Annotated in this window: 15 protein-coding genes; 8 read left to right on the top strand and 7 right to left on the bottom strand. The window is 67.0% G+C overall.

All coding sequences use genetic code 11. The features are described from left to right. Nucleotides 1-29 precede the first annotated feature (29 nt). The 5 genes from MRBLST15_RS20385 to MRBLST15_RS20365 all read right to left on the bottom strand — a co-directional run bounded on the left by MRBLST15_RS20385 (nt 30) and on the right by MRBLST15_RS20365 (nt 8,380). The gene (locus MRBLST15_RS20385; RefSeq protein ID WP_367787666.1) at nt 30-2,555 is read right to left on the bottom strand and encodes a PepSY domain-containing protein; all 2,526 of its coding nucleotides are present in this window, start codon (nt 2,553-2,555) and stop codon (nt 30-32) included. 683 nt (nt 2,556-3,238) lie between these two features. Further along, complete coding sequence (locus tag MRBLST15_RS20380; protein ID WP_367787663.1) at nt 3,239-3,799, bottom strand: TlpA family protein disulfide reductase; 561 nt, start codon at nt 3,797-3,799, stop codon at nt 3,239-3,241. Beyond that, nucleotides 3,796-6,186, bottom strand: a complete 2,391-nt coding sequence (locus MRBLST15_RS20375) for a protein-disulfide reductase DsbD family protein (RefSeq protein WP_367787660.1) — start codon at nt 6,184-6,186, stop codon at nt 3,796-3,798. The genes MRBLST15_RS20380 and MRBLST15_RS20375 overlap by 4 nt, the downstream gene beginning before the upstream one ends. After that, nucleotides 6,183-6,521 carry a divalent-cation tolerance protein CutA gene (cutA, locus tag MRBLST15_RS20370; RefSeq protein WP_312706041.1) on the bottom strand — a complete coding sequence of 113 codons (339 nt, stop codon included), beginning with the start codon at nt 6,519-6,521 and terminating at the stop codon, nt 6,183-6,185. The genes MRBLST15_RS20375 and cutA overlap by 4 nt, the downstream gene beginning before the upstream one ends. 68 nt (nt 6,522-6,589) lie before the next feature. Beyond that, nucleotides 6,590-8,380, bottom strand: a complete 1,791-nt coding sequence (locus MRBLST15_RS20365) for an endonuclease (protein WP_312706042.1) — start codon at nt 8,378-8,380, stop codon at nt 6,590-6,592. A gap of 353 nt (nt 8,381-8,733) precedes the next feature. On the opposite strand from MRBLST15_RS20365, the gene MRBLST15_RS20360 reads away from it, so the two are divergent. Together MRBLST15_RS20360 and groL are read left to right on the top strand one after the other, a co-directional pair. After that, complete coding sequence (locus MRBLST15_RS20360) at nt 8,734-9,021, top strand: co-chaperone GroES (RefSeq protein ID WP_025878649.1); 288 nt, start codon at nt 8,734-8,736, stop codon at nt 9,019-9,021. Between the two features lie 82 nt (nt 9,022-9,103). Beyond that, nucleotides 9,104-10,753: a chaperonin GroEL gene (groL, locus tag MRBLST15_RS20355; protein ID WP_025878650.1), complete on the top strand. Its 1,650-nt coding sequence runs from the start codon at nt 9,104-9,106 to the stop codon at nt 10,751-10,753. A 113-nt stretch (nt 10,754-10,866) separates the two neighbouring features. Here the strand turns inward: groL and MRBLST15_RS20350 are convergent, their stop codons facing one another. Further along, nucleotides 10,867-11,835 carry an aspartyl protease family protein gene (locus MRBLST15_RS20350; RefSeq protein ID WP_265952620.1) on the bottom strand — a complete coding sequence of 323 codons (969 nt, stop codon included), beginning with the start codon at nt 11,833-11,835 and terminating at the stop codon, nt 10,867-10,869. Between the two features lie 111 nt (nt 11,836-11,946). Here MRBLST15_RS20350 and MRBLST15_RS20345 point away from each other — a divergent pair, with 111 nt between their 5' ends. From MRBLST15_RS20345 to MRBLST15_RS20320, 6 genes are all read left to right on the top strand, one after another. Continuing rightward, nucleotides 11,947-12,657 carry a response regulator gene (locus MRBLST15_RS20345; protein WP_099820499.1) on the top strand — a complete coding sequence of 237 codons (711 nt, stop codon included), beginning with the start codon at nt 11,947-11,949 and terminating at the stop codon, nt 12,655-12,657. A 32-nt stretch (nt 12,658-12,689) separates the two neighbouring features. Next, complete coding sequence (locus tag MRBLST15_RS20340; RefSeq protein WP_265952635.1) at nt 12,690-13,985, top strand: sensor histidine kinase; 1,296 nt, start codon at nt 12,690-12,692, stop codon at nt 13,983-13,985. Nucleotides 13,986-14,056: 71 nt separating this feature from the next. Beyond that, nucleotides 14,057-14,557 carry a MarR family winged helix-turn-helix transcriptional regulator gene (locus MRBLST15_RS20335; protein WP_265952622.1) on the top strand — a complete coding sequence of 167 codons (501 nt, stop codon included), beginning with the start codon at nt 14,057-14,059 and terminating at the stop codon, nt 14,555-14,557. Further along, nucleotides 14,554-15,291: a DNA alkylation repair protein gene (locus MRBLST15_RS20330; protein ID WP_265952623.1), complete on the top strand. Its 738-nt coding sequence runs from the start codon at nt 14,554-14,556 to the stop codon at nt 15,289-15,291. The genes MRBLST15_RS20335 and MRBLST15_RS20330 overlap by 4 nt, the downstream gene beginning before the upstream one ends. A gap of 186 nt (nt 15,292-15,477) precedes the next feature. Then, on the top strand, nt 15,478-15,738 hold the full coding sequence (locus tag MRBLST15_RS20325; RefSeq protein ID WP_367787653.1) for a hypothetical protein: 261 nt from the start codon (nt 15,478-15,480) through the stop codon (nt 15,736-15,738). A gap of 253 nt (nt 15,739-15,991) precedes the next feature. Next, nucleotides 15,992-17,065: a 3-deoxy-7-phosphoheptulonate synthase gene (locus MRBLST15_RS20320; protein ID WP_367787650.1), complete on the top strand. Its 1,074-nt coding sequence runs from the start codon at nt 15,992-15,994 to the stop codon at nt 17,063-17,065. Nucleotides 17,066-17,116: 51 nt separating this feature from the next. Here MRBLST15_RS20320 and MRBLST15_RS20315 read toward each other — a convergent pair whose 3' ends face one another. Beyond that, nucleotides 17,117-17,293 (bottom strand): hypothetical protein, encoded by a 177-nt coding sequence (locus MRBLST15_RS20315; protein ID WP_312705919.1) that lies wholly within the window; start codon nt 17,291-17,293, stop codon nt 17,117-17,119. Nucleotides 17,294-17,302 lie beyond the last annotated feature (9 nt).

Here is a 17,302-nt window from a genome sequence, read left to right as displayed (position 1 = left end):
TAGCGCCGGGCCATGCCCGGCGAACGGACTCAATACACGTCGCGCCGATAACGACCGTTCTCAAGCAGGGTTTCCACCGCGTCATCGCCCAGTGCCTCGCGCAGCACCTGGTCCACGCCTTCGGCCATGCCGTGCAGCGATCCACACACATGGATCACTGCACCGCGTGCCAGCCACGCGTGCAGTTCATCCACCGCAGCACGCAGGCGGTGCTGCACGTAGCTGCCATCGTCGACATCACGCGAGTACGCCTGATCCAACCGCAGCAGGTGCGCGTCAGCCTGCCATCGGATGATTTCCTCGGCAAACAGGAAGTCGTGCGCGCGCTGACGCTCGCCAAACAGCAGCCAATGACCATGCTCACCGTGATGCGCCGCTTCGCGCAGCAGGCTACGCAGGCCGGCGATGCCCGTGCCGTTGCCGATCAGCACCATTGGTGCACCTGGTTGCCGATGGAAGCCAGGGTTGTGATGCACGCGGGCCGCAACCGCACCTTCCAATGGCGCATGCAGCGCCAACCAGCCCGAGCCCAGGCCGGCGCGGCCGGCTGCGTCGTGAACCAGCCGCACCACCAGTTCCACCTCGCCATCGGTGGCGCATGAGGCGATGGAGTATTCACGCCCGGGCAGTGTTGGCAGGCCTGACAACCACAGGCCTGCATCCTGTACTCGCACTGCACTGCCGGCATGGGGCAGCACGCGTTCGCTGGCCAGTTCCAACATCGTTTTCGCAGCACCGTCGATCAGTACCGTCTGCAGGGGATCCAGGCCATGCGCCTGCAGCACCGCGCGCACATGCAGCGCGTCGTGGCGTGGCGCGATATGCAGGATGTCGCCAGCCCGCCAATCGACATCGGCCGGCGGTGCCAGGCGGATCTTCCAGATCTGGCCACCGACGCTGCCGGGGTTGAGCAGGGTGCGGCCGAGCAGGCGCCAGTCGTGCATCACCGTGGCCGCTGGCAGCACGCTGTCATCGGTGTCGATGCCGGTCAGCCCGGTCAGCTGCAGCTGCCACTGGCGCAGCGCCGTCACCGAAGCTGCATCGACATCGATTCGCGCGAACAACGGCTGTGCACCCGCGCGGGTCAGCCAGTCGTCCATCTGCATGCCGAATCCGCAGAACCGTTCGTACTGGTGGTCACCCAGCGCGAGCATGCCGTAGCGGAGGCGGGAAAGGTCCGGCACCTGTGCCAGCAGTTGGCGCGCGCTGCGCCGTGCGTTGTCCGGTGGCTCGCCATCACCGAAGGTGCTGAGCACGAACAGCGCCTGTGTGGTGGCCTGCAGCCGCGTGGCAGTCACGCGCGCAAGCGGCAGTACCTGTACCCCGTGGCCGGCCGCCTGCAGCTGTGCCGCCGCTCGCCAGGCCAACTGTTCGGCCAGGCCGCTCTGGCTGGCATGCACCACCAGCCACGGTGAGCCCCCGGCGTGGAGTACCGCTGCCGGAACGGTCTGCCGCAGCGCGCGCGCTGCGCGCTGGCCGCGGCGGCGGTCCAGGTACAACAGCCAGCCGGTAATGAAGAACAGGCACATGCCCAGGCTGCTGAGCATCACCACGATGCGTCCTGGCATGCCGAAGAAGCTGCCCGAGTGCAGGGCGAACATGCTGGTGGTGAGCTGGCCGCCGGCACCCTGGCGTGCGTACGGGCGCGCGTCGAGAACCGCGCCGGTGGCCGGGTCGAGCTGCAGCAGGTCGTGCGCGCGATCGTGGTGGCCACCGCGTTGAGCGGGGTCAGCCGACATCACCCTCACGTTGAGCGCTTGACCGGGCTTCTCCGGCAGGCGCAGGTCGATGTAGCCCTGGCGCACACCGGGCAGCGCATACAGCGTGGCCTCGACATTGTGCAGATCCAGGGGAAGATCCGTGGCGGGTTTGTGCTTGGCGGGGGGCGCGACACCCAGCAGCTGGGTCAGCCCGTTGCGGTACCAGTCGAACGACCACCACAAACCGGTGAGCGCGCTCATCAGGTAGATCAGAAGTACCCAGGTGCCGATCACCGAATGCAGGCTCCACAGGAAGCCGCGGCCCGTGCGCGCCCACTCCACCGCCAACCAGCTGCGCAAGTGCCACCAGCGACGCGGCCAGCGCAGGTACAACCCGGACAGGGTGAAGAACAGCAGCGCGATCGCACAGCTGCCGGTGATCCACGAGCCGCGCTCGCCGGCAACCATATGGCGGTGCAGGTCCTCGACGAAATCGAAGAAAGCCTGCCCGCGCAGCGCACTGAAGCGCTCGCCGCTGTAGGGGTCGAAATACACCCAGTGGTCCTTGCCACCGGCAAAGCGCGCGACAGACGGTCGCTGGCCGCTGGCATCCACCCGCAGCCGCTGCAGCGGCCGCTCGCTGCCCGCCTGCAGCAACGGCACCAGTTCACTCAAGGCGAGCGGTTGCTGGTTGTCGGCATGGTGTTCGGCGATGGCGGCGAAGCCAGGATTTGCTGCGCGCAGCAGCTCATCCTCGAACGACAGGACGGCGCCGCTCAGGCCCATCACGGCCAGGATGGCACCCGCGCTGATGCCCAGCAGCCAGTGCAGTTGGAACAGGATGTTCTTGAACATCGGGATCGAGGGCCGTCGAGGCTGCCGCCCGCATCCTGCGCAACAGCAAATGAGAATTAATCTCGTAATTCTCCGGGTCCCGGGCCGCTGCGGTCAAGGAGGGGTTGCCGGCAGGGCTGCGCCCTGCACCTGCAGAGGCCGGGGCCACTGCAACAGCAACAGCAACAGCAACAGCAACAGCAACAGCCGAAGCTGGTTTCCTGAGGGTAGGCGGGGTGGGGCCGGTTGCGGGGGACGCCGTGAACCCATCCATGGGGGCTTGGCCGCGGCATCCATGCCGCGGACACCCCCGCAACCGGACCCATCCCGCCTTCGACAGATTTCCGCGATCTGTCGGAATGGCATGGCCTGGTCTTGGTGGGTGTCGACCTTGGTCGACACCGGAATGGCATGGGGTCAGATCCGTTTTCCGTAGGAAAACGGATCTGACCCCAGAGTGATGTCGATATCTGACAGAGATTCATCCACGCATGGCGTGGATCTACTGGCTACCGGGAAACTGTCGAAGGCGGGGCGGTGTCGGATTGCGGGGTGTCCGCGGCATGGATGCCGCGGCCAAGCCCCCAGGGATGGGTTTACGGCGTCCCCGCAATCCGACACCGCCCCGCCATCCCACGGAATGCCCGCTGTTGCTGTTGCTGTTGCTTCGGCCTCTGCAGGTGCAGGGCGCAGCCCTGCCGACCTTACTTCGCCCAGCCTTCGATCTCGCCGTGCGCGAACGGGCCGAGCTTGGCCTTCACCATCCGTCCCTGCGCATCGAACAGCACGCTGTAGGGCAGCAGCCCCTGCGCATTACCCAACTGCACGCTGGCATCGCGTGGGCCCGGGGTATCCAGCACGATGGGATAGTTCACCGGTACCCGCTGCAGGAAATCGCGCACGCCGTCCGGCGTATCCAGCGCCAGGCCCAGCACCTGTACGCCGCGCGCGCCCTGACCCTCGGCAAAGCGGGCCAGCTCGGGCATTTCTTCCACGCACGGGCCGCACCAGCTGGCCCACACATTGACCAGCAATGGCCGGCCCTTGAACCGTTCGCGGATATCCTGCGCGTGACCTTCAGCATCGGGCAGGACCAGCGCCGGCAGCGGATCACCGGGGCGCAGCATCGGCAGCGCTGGCGGTAACGCGGCAACAGGCGCTGGGGTTTGCGCCGCTGGCGCCGGCGCCAGCCGATTGCCGGCCCACAGGCCAAGCCCGGCAGCCAGCACCGCTGTCCACAGCAGTGCTGGCCGTTGCCACTTCATCGTGCGGTGCGCAGCAGCGCTTCTTCCACCAGCGCCTGGGTCAGCAGGGTGGGCAGCACCGTCGGCGGCGCGCCCGGGCCGTACACCACGTACAGCGGCACGCCCACGGCCTTGTGCTCATCCAGGAAGGCGGTGATCTGCGGGTCCACATTGGTGTAGTCGCCGCGCATGTACACCGCGTTGGTGCGCTTGAGCAGTTCCTTGAACTCCGGCCGCGACAGCACCGCGCGTTCGTTGGCCTTGCAGCTCACGCACCAGTCGGCGGTCATGTTGACGAACACCACGCGGTTGTCGGCGCGCAGGCGGTCCAGCATCTGCGGCGAATACTCCACCACGTTCTCGCTGCTCGCCTGAGCGGCGCGTGCCGGCGGTGCCAGCTGGGTCACGCCCCACACCGGCACCAGCGCCGCGATCACCAACAGCACGCCCAGCAGCCCGGCCGCGCGCTGGCTGCGCCAGCGGCTGCGCTCGAACAGCCACAGGCCACCGGTGAGCAGCAGCAGGCCACCCAGCGCCAGCGCCATGCCGTCCACACCGCGCTGCTTGCCCAGCACCCACAGCAGCCACAACGCAGCGGCGTACATCGGGAAGGCCAGCACGTGCTTCAGGGTTTCCATCCACTGGCCCGGCTTGGGCAGGCGACGGGCCAGCGCCGGCACGAAGCCGATCAGCAGGAACGGCAGGGCCAGGCCCAGGCCGAGGAACAGGAACACCAGCATCGCCGCCACCGGCGGCGCAACGAAGGCATAGGCCACCGCAGGGCCGAAGAACGGACCCACGCAGGCACTGCCGACCACGCAGGCCAGCACGCCGGTGAAGAAGTCGCCGGCCGGGCCACTGCGTCGCGCCAGCGACTGGCCGAAGTTGCCGATGCCGCCGCCCATGGTGAACACGCCCGACAGGCTAAGGCCCACTGCGAACATGATGTAGGCCAGCGCCGCGACCACCCCGGGGTGCTGCAGCTGGAAACCGATGCCGACCGCGTTGCCGAGCATGCGCAGGCCGACCATCAGCGCGCCGATCACCGCGAAGGCAACCAGCACGCCCAGCGTGTACCACATGGCATGGCTGCGGGCGCGCTCGGGGCTTTCGCCGCTCTGCGCCAGGCTCAGCACCTTCAACGAGAGGATCGGCAGCACGCAGGGCATCAGGTTCAGCACCAGGCCTCCGCCCAGCGCCAGCAGCAGTACCCACAGCAGCGAGCTGTCGGTTTTCGGTACGCGGCTGGGGGCCTTGGTACGCAATGCATTGTCCTGCTGCGCGTCGGCAGCGAATGCATCGCGCGCGCCGCTGCTGGCGTCGGCAGCACCGGTGTTGGCCGGTGCGTCGTTGGGCACGGTCGGCAGCAGGCGCAGCGGCGTGCCGTTGGCACCCTCGCGGGTGCTGGCAGCGGCCGAAGCCGGCAGCGAGCGGATCACTTCGTCGCGTGCGGCAGGTGCATCACTGGTGGAGTTGGCCTTGCCGGCGGGGATCGACAACTTCACCCGGCGGGTCATCGGCGGGTAGCAGATGCCATCGGTCTGGCAGCCCTGGAAGGTCACCACCAGCGTGCTGTCGACGGCCTCGGCGCGGCTGCGGCGCAGCGGCACCGGCACTTCCACCTGGTTGAAATAGACCGCCACATCACCGAAGTGCTCGTCGCGGTGCGACTGCGCCTGCGGCCAACGCGGCTTGTCGGCCAGTACCCCGGTGCTGCCTTCCAGCTTCAGCGAGGTGCGATCGCGATAGAGGTAATAGCCCGGTGCCGGGCTGAAGCGCAGCAGCAGCGTGTTGCCATCGCTGGCGATGGCATCGAAGCCGAACGCCTGTTCCGACGGCAGCGGCAGTGCCTGGCTGTTGCTGGTGCCCGGCAGACGCAGGCCACCGCTGCTGCCGGCGCCGGCCAGCGGGTTGTTGAACGCACTGGCGCCGGTGGCACGCGCGGTTGGCAGCGCAGCAGCCGCACCGCCTGCGCCGGGCAGGGTCACCTGCACCACGCGCTTCTGCGGCGGGTAGCAGACACCGGCATCGGCGCAGCCCTGGTAACGCACTTCCAGGCTGATGGTGCCGGCGGCATCGGTGGGCGCGCCGGGCAGTGTGGCCTGCAGGCGCTCGCGGTAGGTCTCCACCTCACCGAAGAAATCGTCGTGGTGCTTCTTGCCTGCGGGCATCTGCAGCGCAGCGGCATTGAAAGCCGGATCGGCCTTCACCGTGGTGCGGTGGCGATACAGGTAATAGCCGGGGGCGATCTTGAACTGCAGTTGGATCTGGCCACGTTCGGGCGCGCTGGCGGTCAGCGCGAACGCCTGGTCCACCGGCAGCAGATCTTTTTCATCCAGCGCGAAGGCCGGCAATGAAAGCCACAACAGGGCGCACACGGCGGCGCCACGCGCAAACAGAGTCTTCAATCAGTGTCCTCCCGGGTCTGTGCCCGGATCCAGTCCAGATACGCCGGCAGGCCGGCCCGGGTTTCGACCGCGATGCACTCCGGGAGTTCATACGGATGCAGTTCGACGATCCGGGCGATGGCTTCATCGACACGGCTTGTGGTGGTCTTCACCAGCAGCTGCAGTTCGGCGTCGGTGGTGACCTCGCCCTGCCAGCGGTACGTCGACTGTGCGCCGTCCAGGCGGGTGACGCAGGCAGCCAGGTGCTCGGCGACCAGCGCGTGCGCGATGCGCTCGGCACTGGCCCGGTCCGGGCAGGTGGTCAACAGCAGCAGGACGGGATCGACGGTCGGCATGACCGTCGAGTATAGGGCCGTCGCCGGGGCAGGGCCCGGCGACGGCAGTGGACCGCAGCGTTGCGCGGTCAGTTGGCCAGCTGGCAGGTGGCCGGCTTGGCCGAGGTGAACAGGGCCGGGGTGGCCCACTCGGGGTGGTCGATGAACGGGTTGCGGTTGCCCTGGAAGCTGTAGATCACGTCATTGCGGGCACGTTCTGCAGCGCTCGGCGGATCAGCAAGATGCCAGTCGATCAGGGTCGACAGCAGGCCCATGTAGGCCGGCGAGCTGCTGGTCTTGACGATCTTGCTGCGGTCGTCGGTCAGTTCCAGGTCCGGTTCGGACTGGCCGGTGGCTGCATCCTTGCCCCCTTCATAGCGGATGGCCATGTACATCACCGCGCGCGCCATGTCGCCCTTGCGCGCACCCCACACTTCGAAGGTGCCAGCGTTGCCATCCGGCGTGCGTACCCAGTTCGAATTGCCCGGGTAGCCGCCGCTGCCGCCGCCCTGGCCGTTGTTGGCTTCGGTGGCACGCTCGCCGCAGTTGGCGTCGCACTTGCCGAACGGCTTGTTGCCGCGGTCGGCGTTCCACTGCGCGTCGGTCAGGTACAGCATGTGGGTGTCGGTGTAGGGCGCGTACGGCAGGCCCTTGTCGCCGGTGGTGCTGGCAAAGCCAAGCGAATTGGGCCAGGTGTGCTCGCGGTTGTACTTCAGGCCACTGCCACTGCCGGCACGGTCGGTCACCTTGGTGTAGCTGCGGTTGCGGTAGGCATCGAGGATCTTGCCGGCGTTGTTCGGATCTTCGTCGGCGATCTCCAGGATGGTCCAGGTGCTGGTGCCCGAGCCGCTGTACGGATACGCGGTGTGGCCCTTGATGGTGGCGTGCAGCGAGCAGCGCAGCTGGCTGGGGCTGCTGGTGTTGACCTTCGAGTAATAGCCCGCCGGCCCGCCGGGATTGCCCGGGTCCGGGTTGCCGGTGGTGGTGGCCACGGTGAAGGCAATGCGGCTGTCGGTCGCGGGGCGCGCACCCTGCGCGTCGGTGATGCGTGCGGCACGGATGTCGAAGCGGCAGGCCTCACCGGCGACCAGCGCGGTGTTGGTCGACAGCTTCACGCTCCTGCCGCTGGCCGGCCAGGTCAGCGGTACGCTGCCGGAGGTGCCGCAGGTCAGTGCGAAGGCGCCGCTGGCGAGGTTGACCGTCTCGCTGAACACCACTTCCAGGTCGGCGGCGGCAGGGAAGGTGCTGCTGCCCTGTGCCGGCGTGGTGGTGGACACCGACGGCGGCGTGTTCGGGCCTGGGGTGCCACCGCCGCTGAACGTCTGGTTGTTGTTGCAGCTGCCGAAGGTCTGCTTGGCCGATTCGGCCCAGGTGAAGTGCGCGTACTGGCTGCCGCTGCCGGTCAGCTGCAGCGAGGTGCCCGCCGCGGTGCTGTTGGTTTCGGCAACCGGAATGTTCTGGCTGGTCATGCCGGCGGCGGGGCCACCGGAGGCGGTGATCGCGCCCTCGTAGCTGAGGAACTGGACCACCTTGCCGCTGGCGTCGACCAGGGCGATGCCGTCGTTGGGGCCGTTCTGCAGGCCGTTGGTGGGGTAGGTGACCACGGCCAGGCTGGCGCTGCCGCAGCTGGCGGAGGTTCCCGCCGGTACCGCGTTGTTGGCGTAGACCGTGGCGGCCGACGGATTGCTGCCGTTGTAGAGGTACAGGCGGTAGCCGGACAGGTCCTCGCCGGCGGTGGCGACCACCTCGATGGCTTCGCCGACGTCACCGGCAGCGGTGCTGTCGTCGTAGTGCAGTTCGTTGATGAAGACCTCGGCCTGGGCCGGCGCGGCAGCCAGTGCCAGCAGGCAGGCGGCGGCGAGCGGGGACAGCAATCGCATCGACTACTCCTTGTGATTGGGAATGCCGGGCCACCCTAAAGCCGATCTGGTGACACTTTGTCGTAAATGAACGCCAGATATCTGACAGTGAGACGGCGGTCACCAAATGCCCGCGATTTCCCCCTTGGCTTGCCGCGTCGCATCCCTATAAAGGCGTCCGCGCAGGAATGGAGCGCCGCCGGGTCTCCGCAGAAAAATTTCGGCGGCGGGCCTTGAAAGGCCTCCGGAGGTCTCCATCTCTGTCGTGCTCCCGACCTGTCGGGCTTTTTCACGCGCGTTGCTGGCAGTCGCCTGGTGCGAGTGCTAACATCGCCGGACTTTTTCAGACCAATCAATAACTTAAGAGGTCCCACATGAGCATCAAGCCGCTGCACGACCGCGTTGTGGTCAAGCCGATCGAAGCCGACGAAGTTTCCGCCGGTGGCATCCTGATCCCGGACTCCGCCAAGGAAAAGTCCACCAAGGGTGAAGTCGTGGCCGTGGGCCCGGGCAAGCCGCTGGACAACGGCAACGTGCGCGCTCCGTCGCTGAAGGTCGGTGACAAGGTCATCTACGGCCAGTACGCCGGCAGCTCGTACAAGAGCGAAGGCGTCGAGTACAAGGTCCTGCGCGAAGACGACGTGCTCGCCGTCATCGGCTGAGCGTCGGCGCGACCTGCTTCATCCCCTGATTCCAACACCCAGCCGCCGGGCATGGCCCGGCGCTACCAATGAGGTAAACGCAATGGCTGCCAAGGATATTCGTTTCGGTGAAGACGCCCGTTCGCGCATGGTGCGCGGCGTCAACGTTCTCGCCAATGCCGTCAAGGCCACCCTGGGCCCGAAGGGCCGCAACGTCGTGCTCGAGAAGAGCTTCGGCGCCCCGACCATCACCAAGGACGGCGTGTCCGTCGCCAAGGAAATCGAACTGGCTGACAAGTTCGAGAACATGGGCGCGCAGATGGTGAAGGAAGTCGCCTCGCGTACCAACGACGACGCCGGCGACGGCACCACCACCGCCACCGTGCTGGCCCAGGCCCTGATCCGCGAAGGCGCCAAAGCCGTTGCTGCCGGCATGAACCCGATGGACCTCAAGCGCGGTATCGACAAGGCCGTCGTGGCTGCCGTCGCCGAGCTGAAGAACATCTCCAAGCCGACCGCTGACGACAAGGCCATTGCCCAGGTCGGCACGATCTCGGCCAACTCGGACGAGTCGATCGGCCAGATCATCGCCAACGCGATGAAGGAAGTCGGCAAGGAAGGCGTGATCACCGTTGAAGAAGGCTCGGGCCTGGACAACGAGCTGGACGTGGTCAAGGGCATGCAGTTCGACCGCGGCTACCTGTCCCCGTACTTCATCAACAACCAGCAGTCGCAGACCGCTGACCTGGATGACCCGTACATCCTGCTGCACGACAAGAAGATCTCCAACGTCCGTGACCTGCTGCCGGTGCTGGAAGGCGTCGCCAAGGCCGGCAAGCCGCTGCTGATCGTTGCCGAGGAAGTCGAAGGCGAAGCGCTGGCGACCCTGGTGGTCAACACCATCCGCGGCATCGTCAAGGTCGTGGCCGTCAAGGCGCCGGGCTTCGGCGACCGTCGCAAGGCTATGCTGGAAGACATGGCCGTGCTGACCGGCGGCACCGTGATCTCCGAGGAAGTCGGCCTGTCGCTGGAAAAGGCCACCATCAAGGACCTGGGCCGCGCCAAGAAGGTGCAGGTTTCCAAGGAAAACACCACCATCATCGATGGCGTGGGTGACAAGGCTGCGGTCGATTCGCGCGTTGCGCAGATCAAGACCCAGATCGAAGACACCTCCTCGGACTACGACCGCGAGAAGCTGCAGGAGCGCGTGGCCAAGCTGGCCGGTGGCGTTGCAGTGATCAAGGTCGGCGCTTCGACCGAAATCGAAATGAAGGAAAAGAAGGATCGCGTCGACGACGCCCTGCACGCTACCCGTGCAGCCGTTGAAGAAGGCGTGGTTCCGGGCGGCGGCGTTGCCCTGGTCCGTGCGGTCTCCGCGCTGGCTGGCCTGAAGGGTGCCAACGAAGACCAGAACCACGGCATCCAGATCGCCCTGCGCGCGATGGAAGCCCCGCTGCGCGAAATCGTCGCCAACGCCGGCGAAGAGCCGTCGGTCATCGTCAACAAGGTCAAGGAAGGCACCGGCAGCTTCGGCTACAACGCCGCCACCGGCGAGTTCGGTGACATGCTGCAGTTCGGCATCCTGGACCCGACCAAGGTGACCCGTTCGGCGCTGCAGAACGCAGCCTCGATCGCTGGCCTGATGATCACCACCGAAGCCATGGTTGCCGACGCTCCGAAGAAGGACGAGCCGGCCATGGGCGGCGCTGGTGGCATGGGCGGCATGGGTGGCATGGGCGGCATGGACTTCTAAGTCCCGCTGCACCGGCAGCGGCCGACCCAGGTCGGCACGCTTCCCTGCTGCAATGAAAAACCCCGCCGCAAGGCGGGGTTTTTTGTGGGCGATGATCGGTGTTCGCTGCGCAACTACCGGGCAGCTGCCGGAGTGTCCTGCAGCTGCGGCTTTTCACTGCGACGCAGGCAGATCCACTCGGCGCCGCTGCCGATCTGCACGCGGGTATCTGTCATGGCATCAGCGCCCAGAATCAACGCGGGGCGTTCTTTCAGTCCCAGCGAGGCAAACACCGGCAGTTCACTGATGCGCACTTCCTGCGTCGGGTGTTCCCAGCTGCCCATGCGCAGTCCCGGCAAGGGCGCCAGCCAGGTTTCCACCACCCGTTCGCCGAGGCCCTGCGTACCTTTGGCGCGGACCGTCACTCGCGCGTCGCTGCCGTCGGTGCGAAAACCGAGTGCTGCAGCGGCGGCTGCATTGAGCACCGTCTGTGCCGCGCCGGTGTCGACAACCGCAATGACCTCGACGTCGGTACCGGGCACCTGCATCTGCACGAAGCCGAAGCGCTGCATGCTGGCATCGCGCACGGGCAGGGCATTGCGCAGGCATGCGTCATCGTGCACCAGCGATCCGGCCGGCTGCAGCAGCACCTGCTGCGCGGCGATGTCATAGGTGGTGTCGAAGCGGCTGGTGACATCGTTGCCGAGAATGCCGTCGATGCGGCGGCCAGTCCTGCCGGCAAGCCTGCTCAGATCGGTCTGCAGCATCGCAGCGTCAAAGGCGAAGGTGCCCAGGTGCCAGCTCGCGTTACGGGTGCGCCGCAGTACCGTGCTGCGGTCGGTAGCGCCTTCCACGCGTGTCTCGGCACTGGCCGCATCTTCCAGCCCACGGCGGCGGGCTGTCGCCTCATCCACTATGGTGGCGCCAGCGGCGCTGTCGATGACGAAGTGTAGCGGTTCGACGCTGTCGCCCAACTGCACCGCCACGGCGGGGTGCCCGCCCTGCATCCACATTGGCAGTACATGGGTTTGCGGGGCAGCCGGGGCGGCCATCAGCGGTGGCGTGGTCATGCAGGCAAGCGCCAGCAGGGTACGGATTCGCATCGTGCAGGTCTCCATTGGGGAGGCCATTGCAGCCCACCCGCGTATCCGGCAGATGTCCGCTCCGGCTTCGGCAGATACAGTCCTGATACAAACGCGCGCCATAATCGCCGCATGACTGCAGCAACCGACATCGTGGTGGTCGACGATGACCTCAGCATCCGCGAAGCGATTGCCGATTGCCTGCGCGCGCATGGCTACCACGTACGGGTGGCGGCGCACGCGGCCGCACTGGACGAACTGCTTGCCCAGCGGGGCACCGACCTGATCGTGCTGGACTGGATGATGCCAGGCGAAGATGGACTGTCGGTATGCCGTCGCCTGCAATCGAGTGGCACCCCCATCCTGATGCTCAGTGCGATGGCAAGCACGCCCGACCGCGTGATCGGCCTGGAAGTGGGTGCCGATGACTACCTGGCCAAGCCCTTTGACCCGCGTGAACTGCTGGCACGGGTGCGCGCACTGCTGCGGCGGGTGCAGAAGCAGGCCGACAGCGCGCAGGCCGCGGTGCTGCACTTCGATGGCTGGCAGTTGCAGCTGGAACACCATCGCCTGCTGACGCCCGCCGGGGCCGACGTCACCCTCACCAGCGGCGAGTTCGCACTGTTGTGCGCGCTGGCCGAGCGCGCCGGTCGCGTGCTCAGCCGCGAGCAGTTGCTGCTGTTTACCCGGGGCGATGCCAGCGAGTCGTTCGACCGCGCCGTCGATCTGGGTATCAGCCGCCTGCGGCGCAAGCTTGCGCAGGTCGCGCCTGGCGGCGAAGCACTGGTGCAGACGCTGCGCGGCCAAGGTTACCGGTTCTCCGCCTCGGTCAGCCGCCGATGAAGCGTCCCTGGCGGACCGCGACCTGGGTGGCACTGCTGATCCTGGCCACCCTGCTGGTGGCGCAGTTGGTCAGCTTTGCCGTGGTCTGGGCGGTGCCCAGCCCGGCTGCACCACAGATGAGTCTGCTTGACGCCGTGCAGGTCATGGGCGGTCGTGCGGCCGCTCCGTTGGGCCTGCGTCGCTGGAGCCAGGCCAACGCGCCGGCCGGCGTGGACAACGACTGGATGAGTGCCGTGGCAGCCGCGCAGCTGCAGGTGCCGCGTGCACGGGTGCGCACGGTCTGGCGGCGCACGCCCGACCCGGCCGTTGTACAGGTGCAGGTGATCAAGCAGGGGCAGCTGCTGCAAACCGGGCCCGAGCAGCGCGCCACGGTGGAACAGGCGCTGCTGCTGCCGGGCCTGCGCTGGCCCGCCTTTGAACTGGCAGTGCAGCAGCCCGATGGGCGGTGGAGCGTCGTGGGCGCCAACCACAGCGAGCTGCTGCAGTGGCGCCGGCAGGTGCTGCTGGCCCTGCTGGCCGGCGCCGTGCTGCTGGCGCCGCCAGCCGCCTGGCTGGCGCTGCGCCTGACGCGTCCGCTGCGACGGCTGGCCGATGCAAGTGCGGATCTGTCGCTGCAGGCCAGCGCCCCCCTGCCGGTGGAAGGGCCGCACGAGGTGCAGGTGCTGGCCGCCGCAATGAACGCGGCGCGCGAACGCTTGCGCGGTCAGGCCCACGATGTGACCCGGATGCTGGCCGCCGTAGCCCACGACCTGCGCACGCCGCTGACCGGCCTGCGCCTGCGTGCCGACAGCGCGCCGCCAGCGCAGGCAGCGCGCATGGTGGCTGACATCGAACGCATGAACGCCATGATCGAGCAGGTTCTGGACTACGCGCGTGGGGAACTCGAACCTCCTGTGCTGCAGCCGCTGGATATCGTGGCGTTGCTGGACGATTGCGTGCAGTCGGCGCGCGGGCGTGGGGTGGTCATCATTGCCACATTGCCTGCCGAGCTGTCGTGGCACGCGGATGCGCTGCTGCTGAGGCGGGCGCTGGACAATCTGATCGACAACGCAGCGCGCTACGCCGGTGCAGTGGAGCTGCGTGTTGCACGGGTGGGACGGAGGCTGCATCTGGAGGTACTGGATCGCGGTCCCGGCATCGCAGCGGCAGACCGGCAGCGCCTGCTGCAGCCATTTCAGCGCAGCGAAACCTCGCGCAGTCGCGACACGGGAGGCGCCGGGCTGGGCCTGGCAGTCGCCGCCAATGCGGCGCACCGTCACGGCGGTGAACTGCAGTTGCTGGACCGTGAAGACGGCGGCCTTGTGGCGAGGCTGATCGTGGCGGCGTAACGGCGCCTGCGCTATGCGTTACATCCATTTTCATATTATGATTAGGCGGCTAATCATAGTGGATGATGCGCGTGCTGGAACTCAAACACCTTGCCCTCATCAACGAAGCAGAGCGTCGTGGCGACGCAAACCTGGCCCAGCTGCGCCTGTGTTTCCAGCTGCTTGCCTTGTCCAGTGCGATCGACCGTGACTGCGCCACGCGCCTCGCACCGCACGGCCTCAGCGAAGGCCGCTTCGTCGTGCTGTTCCTGCTGCACGGCGCCGGCGGCATCTTGCCGCCGCACGAGCTGGCCGAGCGTGCCGGCGTCACCCGCGCCACCATCAGTGGGTTGCTCGATGGCCTGCAGCGTGACGGCCTGCTGCAGCGGCACAGCGACGCCGAAGATGGCCGCCGTCTGCAGATCGTGCTGACGGCACGCGGCAGGCGCCTGGCAGATGAGTTGTTCGGCCAGCACACGCAATGGATCGGCGGACTGTTCAACGGTCTTGATTCCAGCGAACAGGCGCAGTTGTCGCTGCTGTTGGAAAAGGTCTGGCGACACACCGACGCAGGCCAGGAAACAGGCACATGAGCACCGCCATCGCCTCCGCACGCCTGCAGGCACTAAATGCGGGAAGCGCCGCCAGCACGCATTTGGCCGAGTGCCTGGCGGTGGACTTTGCTGCGTTGCTGCAGGCAGTGGCACCGACCTTGCCACCGGCCGCGATACAGCGCATTCGCGCCGCCGCGGGCAAGGGAATCACCCAGCGCATGGCCCTGGCCGCAGCGCTGCTGCGCGAGGCAGGGCAGGGCGACGTGCAGCACTGGCAGGCCCATCCCTCCGACACCGTGCGGGGGTGGGCGTGCTATCTGATCGGCGCTGACGCGCAGGCGACGCTGGCCGACAAGCTGCAGGCGATGCATCCACTGGCAGACGATCCGCACTTCGGTGTGCGCGAATGGGCGTGGCTGGCGCTGCGCAGCGATATCGTCGCCGGGCCACTGGATGCGCTCGCCCTGCTGCAACCCTGGGCGCAGCAGCCGTCGCTGCATCTGCGGCGCTTCGCCTGTGAGGCGCTGCGCCCCCGCGGCGTCTGGGCCACGCATATTGCCTTGTTCAAGCAGCAGCCCGAGCACGTGCTGCCCTTGCTGGAAGTGCTCGCCGATGATCCCGAGCGCTACGTGCAGGACTCGGTGGGCAACTGGCTCAACGACGCCGGCAAGAGCCAACCTGATTGGGTGCGCACTGTGTGCACGAGGTGGCAGTCAACCCGCGACAGCGTCGCCAACGCCTACATCCGCAAGCGTGCGCTGCGCTCGCTGTAACGCAGCACCGTTCATCCGTTTCCCGCTGATGCCGGCCGCTGGCCGGCAACCTCATGATCTTCAACGAATCCCCCTCGTCCCATCCTCTCAACGGACTGCACTCCGACACGGCCGTGGCACATGCGCGTGTCATCCATTCCGGGTAAAGATGGCGCTCGGCCGTATCCATCCGCAGGGAAGTCGAGCATGCAGAGCAAGGTCCAGGTGACGTTGTACGGAGCGCTGGGCAGCAGCCCCGCGCTGCAGGTACCCGGCCTGGAAGGGCCGGTGGTCGCCATCCAGGAAGCCACCCTGCGGCAGCTGGTGTCCGATCTGTATACGGCCAGGTCCATGCTCAACCCCGAACAGCTGGATGAGGCCCGGCAGGAACTGGACCGGGTAGTGGAGCGTTGGGTCGACATCCACGAGACGCTGTTGCTGGACGTGGAAGTGCATGGCGGCCGATAGTCCGCTGAACCGCGCCCGCAGTTGCGGATGAAACAGTTGGCACCTGCCAAAACCCTGTGTTATCAATAGATCCCATGAACGCAACCCACGCCAGCTTTTATTGGTATTACTTTCCGAAGCCCCCGGCGGAGGAAGGATTGCGCTCACCCTGAAGAAAGCTTCAGACGCATTCCCGAAAGCCGCCAGCGAACCTGGCGGCTTTTTTCATGTCGCCACGCTGCGGACCCCCAACGTTCCGTAGAGACCCCCCACCATGCCCCCGCACACCGACGACCTGCGTATCCGCACCATCGAACCGCTGACACCGCCTGCCCAGCTGCTGGCGATGCTGCCCTGCGATGACGAAGCTTCCGACACCGTCAGCGCCTCGCGCGCGGCCCTGCACCAGATCCTGCACGGCCGCGACGACCGCCTGGCCGTGGTGGTCGGGCCATGCTCGATCCACGACCCGAAAGCCGCCATCGAGTACGCACAGCGCCTGAAGCCGCTGCGCGATGCACTGGCCGGTGAACTGGAAATCGTCATGCGCGTGTACTTCGAAAAGCCGCGTACCACGGTGGGCTGGAAGGGCCTGATCAACGATCCGGACCTGGATGGCAGCTTCAGGATCGACAAGGGCCTGCGCATCGCCCGTGGCCTGCTGCGCGACATCAACAAGCTCGGCCTGCCTGCCGGTGTCGAGTTCCTCGACGTGATCTCGCCGCAGTACATCGCCGACCTGGTGGCCTGGGGCGCGATTGGTGCACGCACCACCGAAAGCCAGGTGCATCGCGAGCTTGCGTCGGGGTTGTCGTGCCCGGTCGGCTTCAAGAACGGCACGGACGGCAACGTCAAGATCGCCGCCGATGCCGTGGGCGCGGCCTCGAATCCGCATCACTTCCTGTCGGTCACCAAGCAGGGCGGCACGGCCATCGTCTCCACCACCGGTAACCCGGATTGCCATGTGATCCTGCGTGGTGGCAAGCAGCCGAACTACGATGCGGCCAGCGTGGCCGATGCCTGCCAGGCACTGGCCAAGGCCAAGCTGCCGACGCGCCTGATGATCGACGCCAGCCACGCCAACAGCCTGAAGAACCATGAGAACCAGCCGAAGGTGATCGAAGACATCGCCACCCAGCTGGAAGACGGCGAGCAGCGCATCGTCGGTGTGATGGTTGAAAGCCATCTGGTCGGTGGCCGTCAGGAGCTGGTCGAAGGCCAGCCGCTGGTCTACGGCCAGAGCATCACCGATGGCTGCATTGATTGGGACACCACCGTGACGGTGCTGGAGCGGCTCGCCGCTGCCGTCCGCGCCCGCCGCGAAGTGAAGGTGTCCGAAGCCGCCTGACGGCGGCACGTGTGTGGATGGCGGCCCGCGCCTGCGGGGGTGCGGCCGCGATCAGGGCCGGTCGGAGTTGGAGATCGGCCCGTCTGCACCGGCGATGCGCCTGGCGCTGCGTATGTACGACAGCGCCAGGTACATCGCCGGGGTGGTGCAGGCTGCTCTTTTGTAGAGTCGAGCCATGCTCGACTGCTCTTCGCCGTAATCACCGCGCTTCGCGCGCAAGTCGAGCATGGCTCGACT

It is taken from the genome of Stenotrophomonas sp. LST15-1-1.1, assembly GCF_040815575.1.
GTDB classification, from domain to species: Bacteria; Pseudomonadota; Gammaproteobacteria; order Xanthomonadales; family Xanthomonadaceae; genus Stenotrophomonas; species Stenotrophomonas lactitubi_B.
Note: the sequence above shows the minus strand (reverse complement) of the source record. Positions and strands in the feature narration are given on the sequence as shown.

Excerpts from the sequence above, each read along its gene's own strand:
- MRBLST15_RS20330 (WP_265952623.1), top strand. The coding sequence starts at position 14,554 with ATGAGCACCGCCATCGCCTCCGCACGCCTGCAGGCACTAAATGCGGGA.
- MRBLST15_RS20380 (WP_367787663.1), bottom strand. The coding sequence starts at position 3,799 with ATGAAGTGGCAACGGCCAGCACTGCTGTGGACAGCGGTGCTGGCTGCC.
- MRBLST15_RS20365 (WP_312706042.1), bottom strand. The coding sequence starts at position 8,380 with ATGCGATTGCTGTCCCCGCTCGCCGCCGCCTGCCTGCTGGCACTGGCT.
- groL (WP_025878650.1), top strand. The coding sequence starts at position 9,104 with ATGGCTGCCAAGGATATTCGTTTCGGTGAAGACGCCCGTTCGCGCATG.
- MRBLST15_RS20320 (WP_367787650.1), top strand. The coding sequence starts at position 15,992 with ATGCCCCCGCACACCGACGACCTGCGTATCCGCACCATCGAACCGCTG.
- MRBLST15_RS20385 (WP_367787666.1), bottom strand. The coding sequence starts at position 2,555 with ATGTTCAAGAACATCCTGTTCCAACTGCACTGGCTGCTGGGCATCAGC.
- MRBLST15_RS20345 (WP_099820499.1), top strand. The coding sequence starts at position 11,947 with ATGACTGCAGCAACCGACATCGTGGTGGTCGACGATGACCTCAGCATC.
- MRBLST15_RS20325 (WP_367787653.1), top strand. The coding sequence starts at position 15,478 with ATGCAGAGCAAGGTCCAGGTGACGTTGTACGGAGCGCTGGGCAGCAGC.
- cutA (WP_312706041.1), bottom strand. The coding sequence starts at position 6,521 with ATGCCGACCGTCGATCCCGTCCTGCTGCTGTTGACCACCTGCCCGGAC.
- MRBLST15_RS20315 (WP_312705919.1), bottom strand. The coding sequence starts at position 17,293 with ATGCTCGACTTGCGCGCGAAGCGCGGTGATTACGGCGAAGAGCAGTCG.
- MRBLST15_RS20350 (WP_265952620.1), bottom strand. The coding sequence starts at position 11,835 with ATGCGAATCCGTACCCTGCTGGCGCTTGCCTGCATGACCACGCCACCG.
- MRBLST15_RS20360 (WP_025878649.1), top strand. The coding sequence starts at position 8,734 with ATGAGCATCAAGCCGCTGCACGACCGCGTTGTGGTCAAGCCGATCGAA.